The sequence below is a fragment of the Bradyrhizobium sp. JYMT SZCCT0428 genome (assembly GCF_018131075.1).
Classification (GTDB): Bacteria; Pseudomonadota; Alphaproteobacteria; order Rhizobiales; family Xanthobacteraceae; genus Bradyrhizobium.
The window spans coordinates 127,574-142,046 of the sequence record NZ_JAFCLS010000009.1 but is presented as its reverse complement, the minus strand read 5'-3'; the positions used below and the strand labels follow the sequence as shown (position 1 = coordinate 142,046).

11 protein-coding genes are annotated in these 14,473 nt (G+C 63.1%); 8 read left to right on the top strand and 3 right to left on the bottom strand.

What is annotated here, in order from left to right:
- Position 1 precedes the first annotated feature (1 nt).
- From JQ575_RS11815 to JQ575_RS11805, 3 genes are all read left to right on the top strand, one after another.
- Positions 2-2,524 carry a circularly permuted type 2 ATP-grasp protein gene (locus JQ575_RS11815; protein WP_249166593.1) on the top strand — a complete coding sequence of 841 codons (2,523 nt, stop codon included), beginning with the start codon at positions 2-4 and terminating at the stop codon, positions 2,522-2,524.
- Positions 2,521-3,399: a transglutaminase family protein gene (locus JQ575_RS11810; RefSeq protein ID WP_212033362.1), complete on the top strand. Its 879-nt coding sequence runs from the start codon at positions 2,521-2,523 to the stop codon at positions 3,397-3,399. The genes JQ575_RS11815 and JQ575_RS11810 overlap by 4 nt, the downstream gene beginning before the upstream one ends.
- Positions 3,400-4,324: 925 nt before the next feature.
- Positions 4,325-4,780 (top strand): VOC family protein, encoded by a 456-nt coding sequence (locus JQ575_RS11805; RefSeq protein WP_212033361.1) that lies wholly within the window; start codon positions 4,325-4,327, stop codon positions 4,778-4,780.
- A 23-nt stretch (positions 4,781-4,803) separates the two neighbouring features.
- Here the strand turns inward: JQ575_RS11805 and JQ575_RS11800 are convergent, their stop codons facing one another.
- Positions 4,804-5,226 (bottom strand): helix-turn-helix domain-containing protein, encoded by a 423-nt coding sequence (locus tag JQ575_RS11800; protein WP_212033360.1) that lies wholly within the window; start codon positions 5,224-5,226, stop codon positions 4,804-4,806.
- Positions 5,227-5,506: 280 nt separating this feature from the next.
- Here JQ575_RS11800 and JQ575_RS11795 point away from each other — a divergent pair, with 280 nt between their 5' ends.
- Positions 5,507-6,628 carry an L-dopachrome tautomerase-related protein gene (locus JQ575_RS11795; RefSeq protein ID WP_212033359.1) on the top strand — a complete coding sequence of 374 codons (1,122 nt, stop codon included), beginning with the start codon at positions 5,507-5,509 and terminating at the stop codon, positions 6,626-6,628.
- A gap of 149 nt (positions 6,629-6,777) precedes the next feature.
- On the opposite strand, the gene JQ575_RS11790 is transcribed toward JQ575_RS11795, so the two are convergent.
- On the bottom strand, positions 6,778-7,284 hold the full coding sequence (locus JQ575_RS11790) for a hypothetical protein (RefSeq protein ID WP_212033358.1): 507 nt from the start codon (positions 7,282-7,284) through the stop codon (positions 6,778-6,780).
- A 184-nt stretch (positions 7,285-7,468) separates the two neighbouring features.
- The gene (locus JQ575_RS11785; RefSeq protein WP_212033357.1) at positions 7,469-9,175 is read right to left on the bottom strand and encodes a methyl-accepting chemotaxis protein; all 1,707 of its coding nucleotides are present in this window, start codon (positions 9,173-9,175) and stop codon (positions 7,469-7,471) included.
- 570 nt (positions 9,176-9,745) lie between these two features.
- Between JQ575_RS11785 and JQ575_RS11780 the strand changes: the two genes are divergently transcribed.
- The 4 genes from JQ575_RS11780 (at position 9,746) to eutC (ending at position 14,336) form a co-directional block, all read left to right on the top strand.
- Entirely contained in the window at positions 9,746-10,345 is a 600-nt protein-coding gene (locus JQ575_RS11780; protein WP_212033356.1) for a hypothetical protein, read from the top strand.
- A gap of 27 nt (positions 10,346-10,372) precedes the next feature.
- Positions 10,373-11,755, top strand: coding sequence for an ethanolamine ammonia-lyase subunit EutB (locus JQ575_RS11775; RefSeq protein ID WP_212033355.1), 1,383 nt, complete (start codon positions 10,373-10,375; stop codon positions 11,753-11,755).
- 149 nt (positions 11,756-11,904) lie between these two features.
- Complete coding sequence (locus JQ575_RS11770) at positions 11,905-13,494, top strand: B12-binding domain-containing radical SAM protein (RefSeq protein ID WP_212033354.1); 1,590 nt, start codon at positions 11,905-11,907, stop codon at positions 13,492-13,494.
- A gap of 71 nt (positions 13,495-13,565) precedes the next feature.
- Positions 13,566-14,336, top strand: a complete 771-nt coding sequence (eutC, locus tag JQ575_RS11765) for an ethanolamine ammonia-lyase subunit EutC (protein ID WP_212033353.1) — start codon at positions 13,566-13,568, stop codon at positions 14,334-14,336.
- Positions 14,337-14,473 lie beyond the last annotated feature (137 nt).

Here is a 14,473-nt window from a genome sequence, read left to right as displayed (position 1 = left end):
GATGGCGGGGCAAGCCGGCAGTCAGGATAACAAGGCTCGTCCGGGCCAGCGCCGGATGGCGCAATGGACCCGTGATTACGCCCGGTTGCCCGGAATTCCCGATGAATATATCGGCCAGGACGGTGCGCCCCGGCCGGCCTGGGCGCGGTTTTTCGACGCCTTTGCCGCGCTTTCGCCCGCCGACATCGAGCGCCGATTCGCCTCCGCCGACCGCCATTTGCGGGAGGCCGGCGTCACCTATCGCGCGCCCGGCGAGACCGCCGACCGGCTCTGGCCGCTGAGCCATCTGCCGCTGATCATCGACGAGAACGACTGGCGGCAATTGACCACGGGCATCGCCCAGCGCGCGCAATTGCTCGAAATGATACTGCGCGACCTCTATGGCGAGGGCCGGCTTGTGGCTGATGGCGCGGTGCCCGCGGCGGCGATCGCCGGCAGCAACGAATATCTGCGGGCGGTCTGCGGCGTCAAACCGCCGGGCGGACGCTATCTGCATCTCTACGCCGCCGATGTCGGCCGCGGCCCCGACGGTCGCTGGTGGGTGCTCAGCGACCGTACGCAGGCCCCGTCGGGCGCCGGCTACGCGCTGGAAAACCGCCTGGTGCTGTCGCGCGCCTTCTCCAATCTCTACAAGTCGATGAATGTCGAACGCGTCGCGCCGTTCTTCGAGGCGTTCCGCGACTCGTTGCGCGCGAGCGCCGACCGCGACGAGCCGCGCATCGGATTGCTGACGCCAGGCGCCTTCAACGAAACCTATTTCGAACATGCGACGATCGCGCGCTATCTCGGCTTCCTGCTGGTCGAGGGCGATGACCTCGCCGTCAGCGGCGACCGCATCCATATCCGTACCGTCGCCGGCCTGAAGCGGCTCGACGTGCTGCTGCGCCGGGTCGATTCCAATTTCCTCGATCCGCTGGAGCTCGATGCGTCCTCGCATCTTGGCGTGCCCGGCCTGATCGACGTGCTGCGAAAGAGCGGCGTCGTCGTCGCCAACATGCCCGGCTCCGGCGTGCTGGAGGCGCGGGCGCTGCTCGGCTTCCTGCCCAATCTGTGCCGCCGTCTGCTCAGCGAGGACTTGCTGATGCCGCACATCGCGACCTGGTGGTGCGGCCAGAAATCGGCGCGCGAGGAAGTGCTGTCGCGGCTCGACGATTTTGCGATCGAGGGCGCGTATGGCCGTGCCGTGCCGGGCTTTGCGAGCAACGGCCCGGTGCTATCAGGTGAATTGTCGCCGCCCGAGCGCGAGCGGCTCAGGTCTGCGATTTCCGACCGCGGCATCGACTTTGTCGGCCAGGAGCTGGTGCGGCTGTCGACGACGCCGACTTGGGAGAACGGCCGGATCACGCCGCGTCCGTTCGTGCTCCGGGTGTTTGCCGCCGCCACGCCGAACGGCTGGACCATCCTCCCGGGCGGCTTCTGCCGGATCGCCGATGAGCCCGATGCCCGCGCCGTATCGATGGGCGACGGGGCGCGATCGGCCGACGTCTGGGTGGTGTCCGACAAACCAATAGCGGCTTCGACGCTGCTGCCGGCGGCCGACACGGTGCGGATCAGGCGCATCGCCGGTGTGGTGCCGAGCCGTGCCGCAGACAATCTGTTCTGGCTCGGCCGCTATCTCGAACGTGCCGAGGCGACACTGCGGCTGATCCGCGCGCTCGGCACGCCGACGCGCGAGTCCGCCAAGGGCGCACCGACCGGGGCATCGACCGCGCTGCATTCGGTCGAGCGCATCCAGCGTCTTCTGGTGACCTGGGGAGCGACGTCGCAGGCGAGCCGGGCCAATTCCGCCAAGGTCGCCGCCGAGGCGCTGCAGAGTGCGGAAAAATTCGGCTCGGCACTGTCGCTGCTGCGATCGGCGCAGCGCACCGCGACTTCGCTGCGGGAGCGGCTTTCGCCCGATGCCTGGCAGGTCATCACCGAGATGGTGGAACGCCTCTCTGTGGAGGCCGACGATGATGACGGCATCGTCAGCGCCGCCGAACTGTCCTTGCAGGAGCTCGCGAGCTTTGCCGGGCTGGCGCAGGAGAACATGAACCGCGCCGCCGGCTGGCGCTTCCTCGAGATGGGCCGCCGCGCCGAGCGCGCCATCAACACCGCGCGGTTTGCGCGTCAGTTCGCCTATGACGAAGCCGGCGACGAGGACCTTGACGTCCTGCTGACGCTGGTGGATTGCCAGATCACCTACCGTTCGCGCTATCTGGTCGGCCCGGCGCTGGCGCCGGTGCGCGATCTGGCGGTGCTCGACCCCTACAATCCGCGCTCGGTCGCGTTCCAGGTGGCGGCGCTCAACGAGCACATTGCGAGCCTTCCGAGCCTCAAGGAGCATGGTTTGATCGAGCGGCCGCAGCGTCTGGCCGTGGCGTTGCAGGCGATGCTGACGACCGCGGAGGCCGCGGCGCTGGATGTCAAAGCCCTGTTCGCGCTGGAGCAGGATCTGCTCAACCTCGCCGACGCCATCGGCCTGCATTACTTCCCGCACGGACCCAATGCGAGCCGGCCGGAGAAGCTGACGGGCCTCGCGTGATCTACGACATCCGTCACGTCACGACCTATAGCTATGAGAGCCCGGTGAGTTTCGCGCGCTGCTCGCTGCGGCTCGAGCCGCGCAGCGGCGACGGGCAGCAACTGGTCTCGCACTCCGTCGAGATCCGCCCCAAGCCGGCGGAGCGCACGATACGGCGGGATTTTTTCGGAACCCATACCGAGAGCGTGCTTATCGAAACCGCGCATCGCAGCTTGCGGATCGATTCCAGGTCGCGGGTGCAGGTATCGCGCCAGGCGCTTGGCCGCACCGCGCCGAGCCCGTCATGGGAATGCGTGCGCGACGTCGCCCTCGAGGCATCGAGCCTCGGCCCCGCCTCGCCGGTCGGCTACGTCTTTGCAAGTTCGCTGGTGCCGGTGCTCGGGCCGGTCACGGCTTACGCCGCGGCAAGCTTTCCGCAAGGGCAGGGCATTCTCACAGGCGCGGTCGACCTGATGCACCGCATCCGCAACCAGTTCAAATATGATCCGAAAGCCACCGTGATCTCGACGCCGCTTCGGGAAGTGTTCGAGAAACGTCACGGCGTCTGCCAGGACTTTGCCCACGTGATGATCGCAGGCCTTCGCGGCCTCGGGCTGCCGGCGGCCTATGTCAGCGGCTACTTACGCACCTACCCGCCGGCGGGGAAGCCGCGCCTGCAGGGTGCCGACGCTACCCACGCGTGGGTGTCGGTGTGGTGCGGCAGCGAGATCGGCTGGATCGGGTTCGATCCGACCAACGACCTTTTGGTCGAGAACGACCACATCATCCTGGCGGTCGGACGCGACTTCTCCGACGTCTCGCCGGTCGATGGCATCATCGTAGGATCGCGCAAGCAAAAGCTCGCGGTGGCCGTGGACGTGGTGCCGGTGGAGTAATCCGCGTCGTTTCCAGGGAGCGCCGGCGGCCCAAGACGGTAGACGCGGCTCAAACGAGCCGCGTCTCCGCATGGTAGAGCTACTGGCAAGGATACATCCTGCCGTCGTCGAGTTTTGTCATGGTTCCAGGCTGGCACACAAAGCCGTTGCGGGTCGCGTAGTCCTGCGCGGGGAACCCGTAAGCCGCGTAAGGACCGCCGGAGTAATAGCCTGTTCTTCCGTAGTAAGGCGCGGCAGCAACGGCCGCAGCCGTGCCGACGACGGCGGCGCCTGCAAGGCCAGCGCCGACTACCCCGGCCCCATACCCGTACGCACCGCGCCGCGCCTGTCGACGCGCAACACCCGCGACGCTCACAGGCGTCAGCGGACGACCGATTCTTGCCTGGGCACTCTCGATTGAGAGTGAGATGCCGCCTTGCTCAGACCAACCGAAGGAGAACAATGCCGCACACGTGAAGGCGGTAGCTACAAGGACAGTCCTTCTTACATGTTTCATGCGTTTCTCCGTTGCGAAAGAGAGCCCCCACTACGGCACAGTGCTTGCTGGCCTGCGTCACGTCCTTGACCCAGATCAAGGCCGGCCCGCTCTATTGGTGGCGATGATTCCATGATTGAAGCCGACCATCTGCAACGTCAGGCGCTGGTAGTGATCCTCGCGGCGCGAGGCTTTCGTCAATCGCGCCGTGCAGTCTTTGTCCGCAGCGCTCGCTCGCGCGTTACTTGTAAATCCGGGACCGTCCACTTTCGGGCCATGAGCGGACCAGCTTGTGACCCGAAGCAGACTTCGCCGCGGGCTGGCCCGCCTACCGTGCGACGGAGCGAGCTGGTAGCCTTAAGGGGCGGGTGCGCTATTTGCCGGTAGCTCACCTGACGGAGGCAAGCCGGTGCGGCCGAGTGCGCGGCGTTGATGACAGGGAGTGACCAGATGATACTCAATCCGGATCATATCACGATCGCAGTGGCAGACGCCGACCGGGCGATCGCGTTCTTCGCGCTGCTTGGCTTCAGAAAGGGTCACGTCGCGACGATCGACGGTGGCCTTCCCGCCCGGTACATGGGCATGCCGGGCATGAAAGCGCAGCACATCACCCTCGTGCTTGAAGGAGCGGATCCTCATTTCGAAATTCAGCTGCTTGAGTTTGACCCGCCACCGGGGACCGATCCGGGTGCGCACCCGACGAATCTGCGAAAACTGGGCTTCAATCATCTCGCGTTCCGCGTCGACGACATTGAGGCGGCTACCGCGCGCCTCGTGGCCAACGGCGTAACCGTGCTGAGTGACGAGATGGACTACATCAGCCGAAAGCTGCGGCTCTTCGAGGGTCCCGAGGGCATCACCGTAGAGTTGGTACAGTGGGACGGCTCAGACGCTTCGGGCTGAGGTCTCCAACTCGCGCACCAGGTTCATCGCATCGCCCGGACAGCGACAGCAGCTCGACGCTTCGGCTCCTCGCGCTTGATAACGGGCACCGGATTTGTCGTTTGCTGGCTTCGCTGGGCGAGGTGCGCGTCACCCCAGATCCACAAGGCACGGATGACCGGCTCCAACGATTGTCCCTGAGCTGTCAGCGAATATTCGACGCGGGGTGGCACTTCCGCAAAGATCGTCCGGCTCACGAGGCCGACTTCCTCGAGCTCGCGTAACTGTCGGGTCAACATGCGCTGGGTGATTTTTGCCAGGCGGCGTCTCAACTCATTGAAGCGCAGTGTTCCCTTCAGGAGATGATAGAGGATGATCGCCTTCCATTTTCCGTCGATCAAATCCAGCGTCACTTCCACGGGACAGCCGGCTGCGCAGTCGTACTTCTTGGCGAACAGGTCTTGCATGGTTCACTCCGTGGTACCTAGTGCCAGCGCTGTGCGTACTTGCTGGATATAACCCTAGCGCGCTATCTCTGTCACGCAAGTTCGGCACTCGTTGTTTGCGGACTCGATCGACCGGCGTGACGCGCGCACGGTAGGCGACATGCGAAATCTCGCGATGAGTGCCTCGGGACGACAAGCGTTCAGATTTTATTGCAACCAAAGCCCGCGGCGGAGCGACGACCGCGGCGGGCAAGGAATTAATTCGTCGAAATTTGGAAACCCTTCAACGAGGAAAACTGAAATGCGCATCAATGTGCCCGCATTCATGGTCGCGCTGGCGGCGGCGACGCCCGCTTTTTCGCAACAGCAATCCAACACCGTGACAACAGAGATAGTTGCCCGATTGCCGCAATCCGTCGGCAACATCGCATTCACGCCCGACAATCAGGTGATCTTCAGTCACCACCCCTTTTACAGTCCTGACGTGCGCGTGGCGAAGCTCACGTCGGCTACGACCTTCGAGCCGTTCCCGAATGCGCAGTGGAACACACCGCAGAAGGGCAGCGATCAGTATCTCGACAACGTCCTGGGGTTACGGTCCGATGAGAACGGTATCGTCTGGATGATCGACATGGGCTTCCGCACGAAGATCACGCCGAAGCTCGTCGGCTGGAATACAAATGCCAACAGGCTTGAACGCATCTACTACATGCCTGAGCCTGTGACGCGGCCCGGATCGCAGCCGCAGGACATCGTCATCGATCACAAGAACCGCAAATTCTACATTGCCGACGAAGATATCGGACCGGGCGGTGACGGTTCGAAAGCAGCGATCATCGTTATCGACATAGACAGCGGACGCTCCCGGCGCGTTCTTGAAGGTGACAAGTCGACGATCCCGGAGAACATTCCGATCACCGTCGACGGCAATGACCTGACCGTCCCCGGCAAGGACGGAAAGCCAGTGATCATCAAGGTCGGCTGCGACGGGATCACCATGGATGCCAAAGCCGAATGGCTCTACTACGCGCCGCTGAACGGCCGCAGCCTGTATCGGATCCGGGTGGCCGATTTGAACGATGAAAGCCTTTCGAATGCCCAGCTGGGCGCAAAGGTGGAGCGTTACTCGGACAAGCCGAACAACGGAGGGCTGTCCATCGACTTCGCGGGCAACATCTATTTGACGGCGGTCGAGACCAAATCGGTCGGCGTCATCACGCCGGATCGTAAATATCGCACGCTCACCAGCGACGCCGAGATGGTCTGGCCCGACGGTATTTCATATTCGCCGGACGGCCATATGTACGTATCGGCGTCGCAGGTTTCCGCTGCCGCGATGTTCCACGGCGGCAAGGCCGAGAACAAGTCTCCGTACCTGATATATCGCTTCAAGCCCCTGGCGGCCGGGGTCATCTCTCGCTGAGGGACAAGCAGTCCGCGCGCGGGTGCTTGCTCGGTGTCGGTTCGCACAGCAATCAAGTTTACGCAGATTGCGTAGACTCATCTGCGTGGAAAAAGCGTCAAAACAAAAAACTGGAGCTCGGTGCTGATTCTATCAGAACCGACAATGTTCTAGGCAGCCGATGAGACCTTGTCTGGCTGGCACGCGCGCTTGTCGGCGAAGGCCGTGTTGATGGCGTCGTGGAAGCGACGCAGCCAGTGCTCGGCTGTATTCGCGCGCGCTTCGGCTTCGGCCAGTCGTTTGGTGAGTTGCTCTACGTTTGCCTCACTTGCGATCAATCTTTCCTGGAGGCTGGCAATCTGTTGTGAAGCCTCAATTCGCTTCGAACGTGAGTGCTGCAACAGTTCGAACGCCTTGGCCTGGATCTTGTGCGAGTGGCTTTCCACCATCTGCATGGCCTGGGCGGCGCCACTGATCAGCTCAAGCGCTTGAAGATGGTCTGGAGAATCGGCGTCTTTCGGCAGGGCCGTGGGTGACGGGGCTGATGGGACCTCGTCGAGTTCGAAGCTGAATTCCGAGTCACCATCGCCGTCCGTCCGCGGTACGACGAGGCTGTAGACGTGAGGGCGACGGATTGCGGATGGCTGCCTGATGGTGGCTCTGCTCTCCCGGGCCATAGTGCTCCTCCGATTCGCTGGGGCCATGCCGGGACAATCGCAAGCGTATGGTTAACAAATGGTTAATGCGCACACGTAAAAAGGATGTGTGAGGGGTTGATACCCCTTGGCGTTGCCGGCCTGGCGGATCAGATATCCGCCGATTTGGGAATCCGATATCGCTTCAGGATAACCTCATCCCGCTCTAGGTGCCGGTGCGCCTGAAATCGTCGACCGGGTCGGCGCGCAGGTTGCGGAAGAACGTTTCGACCTCGCGCGAGAGCGTTTCTGCCGTCGCCGTCAGGTCGCTGGAGGCGGTAAGGACGGATGCCGCGGCCGTGCTGGTCTTGCCCATGGCGTCGCTGAGCGAGCCGATATTGACCACCAGCGTGCCGTTGCCTTGCGCCGCCAGTTGCGCGTTCTGCGAGATTTCGCGGGTCGCCAAATCCTGCTGCTCGATGGCGCCGGCAATCGCCGACGTCACATCGTTGATCTCGCGCACCGCGTTGCCGATTTCGCGCACGGCATCGACCGAATTCTTGGTCGAGGTCTGGATCAGGCCGACATTCTGGCCGATCTCGGCGGTCGCCTTGGCGGTCTGTTCGGCCAGCGCCTTGACTTCATGGGCAACGACGGCGAAGCCGCGGCCGGCGTCACCGGCGCGTGCGGCCTCGATCGTCGCGTTCAGCGCCAGCAGATTGGTCTGCTCGGCGATCGCCTGGATCAAATTGAGCACGCCGTCGATGCGCTGCGTTGCGGCTGCAAGCCCTTCGATCTCGGTGACGGATTTTTCCGTGCGCAGACCGGCCTGTTCGACCGCGCTGGCGGACTGGCGAACCTGGCGGCCGATCTCTTCAACAGAAGCGGACAGTTCTTCGGCGGCGCTGGCGACCGCGGAAACGTTGCTGGAAGCCTGCTCGGTGGCGCCTGACGCCGCAACCGCGCGTCCGCTGGCATCCGACGCCACGCTGGCGATGGTCTCGGCGGTGCCGCGCATCGAGGTCGCGTTGTCGGTGACGGCGCGCAATACGCCGCCGATCGCTTCACGGAACGCGTCCACCGAGGCTTCGATCTGCCGGGTGCGTTGTTCGCGGGCCTTGGAATCCTCCACCACCTGCGAGTTCAGGTTGCGGTTGCGATCCATCGCCTCCTGGAAAATCTTGATGGCGCGCGCCAGCGCGCCGATCTCGTCGCCGCGATTGGCGTGGGGCACCTCGACGCCTTCGGCGCCCTCGGCGACGCGCTTGATGGTGTCGGTGATGACAGACAGCGGACGCGCGACCGAGCGGGAAATGATCAGCACGCCGATCACGACCACGATGATCGCCAGCACGCCCAGACCCGTGAGCACGAAGGCCAGCGTATGGTTGGCGTCGGCCTGCTGCGCCAGCTTCTTGCTGCGCTCGGCATAGACCTTGGAAAGCGCTTCGAGATCCTTGTTCAGGGCCGAGCGCACCTGGCGGTTAGCGTCATTGTCGCCCCATTCGCGGCCAGCGGCGGCGCCGATTTCGACGCCGCGGCGAACCAGTTCCTTGCGGAAGTCGACGAATTGTTCGATGCGCTTCTTGAAGGTGGCGAATTGCTCGGCGTCGTCGGCCTGTACCAGCGCCTGCCAGTTCCTGACGACTTCGAGAATGCTTTCGTTGAATTTGAGCAGCCCGTCGCCGTACCTCTTAACGACGGCCGGCTCCGTCGACATGTAGACGCCGCGCGATTCCATCACCACCGCATAGACCAGCGAATTGACCCGTTCGACGTTGAGCGCAGCCCGGCTTGCCGTCGCGACGGCCTCAGTGAGGGCGTTGTTCTGTCGGGTGTTGTAGTCGGAGAGGGCCGTGATGGCGGCGACGAGGACCGCGAACAACGCGAAGATTGAGTACAGCTTGGCTGCAAGCGAAAGGCGGGACAGCATGGATCTACCAGGAAAAGAGCTAGGGGATTTTATGGATTGGGTCATCGCGGCACTCCAAATGGGGCCGGTTGAGCACCGTCGGCCGTCGACAAATTGTGCAGAATTTTCATGGACAATGTCTTAACGCGCGAGATTCGCAGAGCTGCAACTTTTGGAATTATTATATAAGAAGTTCAAATGGTTATCGCGGTGGTCGGCCAAGTGCGACACTGCGACCGGAGCACGCATGTCTTACCAAAGCGTTACTCACGGACGAGGTGCAATTTCGTTGTAGTCCCGTGCTGCCGCCAGCCCGCTCGCGGCTCTCGCTCAATCCGCGCGGCGGGCCGGCCAACCGAGGTGAGGGCGCGCCAACCTGCCGTAAAATGGCAGAAGTGTTATCTCGCAGGGTGACTCGCAAACACGGCGAACGCGAATCAAGCTAGACAGCGAATGCAGCGACGGAACGGAGTCCGGCTCGTCTTGCCCGGGCGGGCGAACGCGCAAACCCTGGAGCCATCGTCTGGGACCATCCTGTGCGCGGGACACTGCTGCACCGTGTGGTTCGTTTGTGGGTGAGGACGAGGGCTTATGGCTCAAACTGCTGCCCTGACGGGCAATGTCGATCTCTATCTTCACGTTCGCGTGCTGGTCGCCATCATTCTCGGGCTCAGCGTCACCCGCCTGATCAGCGGCGTCGCGACACTGATCCAGCATCCCGGCCGCACCCCGATCTGGTCGGTTCATCTGGGCTGGGTTGCCTGGGCACTCCTGAACGTGGTCACGTTCTGGTGGTGGGAGTTTCGGCTGAGCTTCGTGCAGCAATGGACGTTTGGCCTGTATGCCTTCATTTGCGTGTACGCGTCGATGTACTATTTTCTGAGCGCGCTGCTTTTCCCTCAGGATCTCGATGATTATCAGGGCTATCAGGACTATTTTCTCGACCGCCGCCGCTGGTTCTTTGGCTTGATCGCCCTGACCGAAGTGCTCGATGTGGTCGATACCTTGATCAAGGGCGAGCAACATCTACGTTCCCTGGGACCGGAATATCTGCCGCGGATCGGCGCGTTCGTGCTGCTGTGCGTGGTGGCCGCGATAACGCGCAATCCGAGATTCCATAAGCTGTTTGTGTTCGGCGCGATCGCTTATGAGATTAGCTTTTTCGGCCGCTATTACGGTACACTGAACTAGTCGGAGAGCAGGGACCTGGAAATCAGCATGGTCTATCGCCAAGCCATCGATGCCACCTCTTACGTCTTCGATGATTTGCGCGACCTGCTTGCCAAGGCGACGCCACCGCGTTCCGGCGATCGCCTGGCCGGCGTCGCAGCCGACAGCGCCCAGCAGATGATTGCGGCGCGGATGGCGCTGGCGAATGTCCCGCTCAAGCAGTTCCTGAGCGAGACGGTGGTGCCTTACGAGGACGACGAGGTCACCCGGCTGATTGTCGATAGCCATGACGCGGCAGGCTTTGCGGCCATCTCGTCGCTCACGGTGGGCGGTTTTCGCGACTGGCTGCTCTCGGACGCTGCGACCTCCGCGGTGCTGAAGCAGATATCGCGCGGGATCACGCCGGAAATGGCCGCGGCCGTGTCCAAATTGATGCGCAACCAGGATCTTATCCTGGTTGCGAAAAAATGCGCGGTCGCGACGGCGTTTCGCAACACCATCGGCCTGAAAGGCCGCATGAGCGTCCGCCTGCAGCCCAACCATCCTTTTGACGACGCCAGGGGCATCACGGCCTCGATCCTTGATGGCATCCTGCTCGGATCGGGCGATGCCTGTATCGGCATCAACCCGGCGAGCGACGATCCGGCCGTGATCGGCGAACTCGTGCGCCTGCTCGACGGCGTCATTGCGCGGCTGCAGATCCCGACCCAGGGCTGCGTGCTCACCCATGTCACCACCACGCTCGGGCTGATCGGGCAGGGCGCGCCCGTCGATCTAGTATTCCAGTCGATTGCAGGGACCGAGGCCGCCAACCGCAGCTTTGGCGTCGATCTGGCGCTGTTGCGGGAAGCGCAGCAGGCCGGGTTATCGCTACGCCGCGGCACCGTCGGCGACAATGTGATGTATTTCGAGACCGGGCAGGGCTCGGCGCTGTCGGCGGGCGCCCATCACAATGTCGATCAGCAGACCCTGGAAGCCCGGGCCTATGCCGTGGCGCGCGCCTTCGATCCCTTGCTGGTCAACAGCGTGGTCGGCTTTATCGGCCCGGAATACCTGTATGACGGCAAGGAGATCATCCGCGCCGGGCTGGAGGACCATTTCTGCGGCAAGCTGCTCGGCCTGCCGCTCGGCGTCGATGTCTGCTACACCAACCATGCCGAGGCCGATCAGGACGACATGGACAATCTGCTGACGCTGCTGGCGGCCGCCGGTGTCACCTTCATCATGGGGGTGCCGGGCGCGGATGACGTGATGCTGAACTATCAATCCACCTCATTCCATGATGCGCTCTATGTCCGGGACCTGTTCGGACTGAAGCGGGCGCCCGAATTCGACGACTGGCTGCTGCGCAGCGGGCTTGCCGGCGCCGATTTCCGCCTTGCGGGCGACGCGGGCCTGCTACCCGAATTTGCGTCACGGCTGATCGCTTGAACCGTCCGGGCGCGCCCGGTGACTAATCTGTCACGCAACCATCGGGCCGCCAGCGGGTTATAAGAGGCCGCCACAATCTTGAAGAATTTCTGGCCCACCCTTCAATGACGTGCTTAGATTTGCGATAGGGCTTTGGCTGAGGAAGTTTGATGAGAGCTGAAGGCATTGAGACGGCACGGCGCATCCTGTGTGTCTTCCCGCGATACACGTCTTCTTTTGGCACGTTCGAGTACGCCTATCCTCTTACCGACGGCGTCCAGGCTTTCATGCCGCCGCAGGGGTTGCTGCTGATCGCGGCCTATTTGCCGGCCAACTGGCCGGTCCGCTTCGTCGACGAAAACCTCCGCCCCGCCACCCAAGAAGACTTCGAGTGGGCGGAAGCGGTGTTCGTCAGCGGCATGCACATCCAGCGCCAGCAGATGAACGACATCTGCCGCCGCGCCCACGCCTTCGACCTCGCGGTTGCGATCGGCGGGCCGTCGGTGAGCGCCTGCCCGGATTACTATCCCTCGTTCGATTATCTCCATGTCGGCGAACTCGGCGACGCGACCAATGATTTGATCGCGCGACTGGCGCGCGACCCGTCGCGGCCTGAGCAGCAGGTGGTGCTGAAGACCGCCGATCGCCTCGCGATGACGGAATTTCCGATTCCAGCCTATGAGCTCGCCGAGACCAGAAAATACCTCCTCGGCAGCATCCAGTATTCGAGCGGCTGTCCCTATCAGTGCGAATTCTGCGACATCCCCGGCCTCTATGGGCGCAATCCGCGCCTGAAATCACCGCAGCAGATCATCGCCGAACTCGACAAGCTGCGCGAATGTGGAATGACCGACACGGTGTATTTCGTCGATGACAATTTCATCGGCAACCGCAAGGCAGCGCTCGACCTGTTGCCGCATCTTGTCGAATGGCAGAAGCGAACCGGCTACATCACGCGGCTCGCGTGCGAGGCGACGCTGAACATCGCCAAGCGGCCGGAGATTCTCCAGCTGATGCAGGAGGCTTTCTTCGTCACCGTGTTCTGCGGCATCGAGACTCCCGATCCCGCCGCGCTGAAGGCGATGCACAAGGACCACAACATGATGGTCCCGATCCTGGAAGGGATCCACACCATCAATTCCTATGGCATGGAGGTCGTCTCCGGCATCATCATGGGTCTCGATACCGACAAGCCCGAGACCGCCGACGCGTTGCTGGCCTTTGTCGATGAATCCCGGATTCCGCTGCTGACGATCAATCTGCTGCAGGCGCTGCCGAAGACGCCGCTGTGGGATCGGCTGCAAAAGGAAGGCCGGCTGCTCGAGGAAGACGAAAGCCGCGACTCCAATGTCGATTTCCTGCTGCCCTATGACCAGGTGGTCAGTTCATGGCGCAAATGCATGGAATTCGCCTATGAACCCGCGCGGCTGTTCGCGCGCTATCAGTACCAGTGCGAATACACCTACGCCAACCGTATCAAAAGGCCTGTCACCCCGGAGATGCGCAGCTGGGCCAATATCCGGCGCGGCCTGATCATGCTGCGCAATATCTTCTGGAAAGTCGGGGTGCTAGGCGACTACCGGAAGGCGTTCTGGAAATTCGCGCTGCGGCGGCTGCGGCAGGGCGACATCGAGGGCCTGATTGGTTCGGCGATGATCGCGCACCATCTGATCCTGTTCGCGCGTGCAGCCTCCGGCGGTCAGCAGAGCGCATCGAACTATTCGATCCGGCTGCGCGAGGCCTCGGTCCCCGCCGAGTAACCAGAGCGTTTTCGAGCGAAGTGGGTACCGGTTCGCGTGAAGAGGACGCGTCAAACAAAACAGGCGCCGATATGAAAACACCGGCGCCGCCGTCCCGTTCGCTGAGCGATCTGCGGGAACTGACGCCGGCGCGCGTCGGGCTTGGCCGGGCCGGCGCCAGCATGCCGACCGAGGCGCTGCTTGCCTTCACCCTCGATCATGCGCGGGCTCGCGATGCCGTTCATGGCGCCTTCGATACGTCGCGTCTCGTCGAGGGATTGGCCAGTCTTGGACTGGCGCCGGTTCTCCTCTCCAGTCAGGTGCGCAGCCGGCGCGATTATCTGCGCCGCCCCGATCTCGGACGCATGCTCGATCCGGCCTCGCAACGCGCGCTGGCCGACCGAAGCGGTGGCCCCTGCCAGCTGGCCATCGTGGTCGGCGACGGCCTGTCCCCGGCGGCGGTCAATGTCCATGCGATCGAACTGGTTCGCAATCTGGTTCGGCGATTGAAGGAAGCCGGGATCCAGCTCAGCGGTACCGCGGTCGCCTCCGGCGCGCGCGTGGCGCTGGGGGACGAGATCGGCGCCTTGTTCGGCGCGCAGATGGTCCTGATGCTGATCGGCGAGCGGCCGGGCCTGTCGGCGCCGGACAGCCTCGGGGCCTATCTGACCTTTGCGCCGCGCATCGGCCTCACCGACGCGATGCGTAACTGCGTCTCCAACATCCACGGCGCGGGGCTGAGCTATGATGAAGCGGCCTTCAAGATCGCCTGGCTGGTGCGCGAGGGGCTGGCCCGGCAAATCACGGGCGTCGCACTAAAAGATGAAAGCGGCGGGACGCCAGCGCGAATCGGGACTGGTTAGTTCGAGTGTGACAAATCAGAGACTTAGCGGCCATTTTCGTGATCTGCACGGCGATTTGACCCCCGCCGCGCGCTTGCCGTATGCGGTCCGGGCCTGTAAAACGGCGGCGGTTAATTTACCGCGTGATTTCAAGGGCT

What these genes read in the sequence shown, in the direction of transcription:
- JQ575_RS11815 (WP_249166593.1), top strand. Translation starts at nt 2, where the DNA reads ATGGCGGGGCAAGCCGGCAGTCAGGATAACAAGGCTCGTCCGGGCCAG.
- JQ575_RS11805 (WP_212033361.1), top strand. Translation starts at nt 4,325, where the DNA reads ATGATACTCAATCCGGATCATATCACGATCGCAGTGGCAGACGCCGAC.
- JQ575_RS11800 (WP_212033360.1), bottom strand. Translation starts at nt 5,226, where the DNA reads ATGCAAGACCTGTTCGCCAAGAAGTACGACTGCGCAGCCGGCTGTCCC.
- JQ575_RS11795 (WP_212033359.1), top strand. Translation starts at nt 5,507, where the DNA reads ATGCGCATCAATGTGCCCGCATTCATGGTCGCGCTGGCGGCGGCGACG.
- JQ575_RS11790 (WP_212033358.1), bottom strand. Translation starts at nt 7,284, where the DNA reads ATGGCCCGGGAGAGCAGAGCCACCATCAGGCAGCCATCCGCAATCCGT.
- JQ575_RS11785 (WP_212033357.1), bottom strand. Translation starts at nt 9,175, where the DNA reads ATGCTGTCCCGCCTTTCGCTTGCAGCCAAGCTGTACTCAATCTTCGCG.
- JQ575_RS11780 (WP_212033356.1), top strand. Translation starts at nt 9,746, where the DNA reads ATGGCTCAAACTGCTGCCCTGACGGGCAATGTCGATCTCTATCTTCAC.
- JQ575_RS11775 (WP_212033355.1), top strand. Translation starts at nt 10,373, where the DNA reads ATGGTCTATCGCCAAGCCATCGATGCCACCTCTTACGTCTTCGATGAT.
- JQ575_RS11770 (WP_212033354.1), top strand. Translation starts at nt 11,905, where the DNA reads ATGAGAGCTGAAGGCATTGAGACGGCACGGCGCATCCTGTGTGTCTTC.
- eutC (WP_212033353.1), top strand. Translation starts at nt 13,566, where the DNA reads ATGAAAACACCGGCGCCGCCGTCCCGTTCGCTGAGCGATCTGCGGGAA.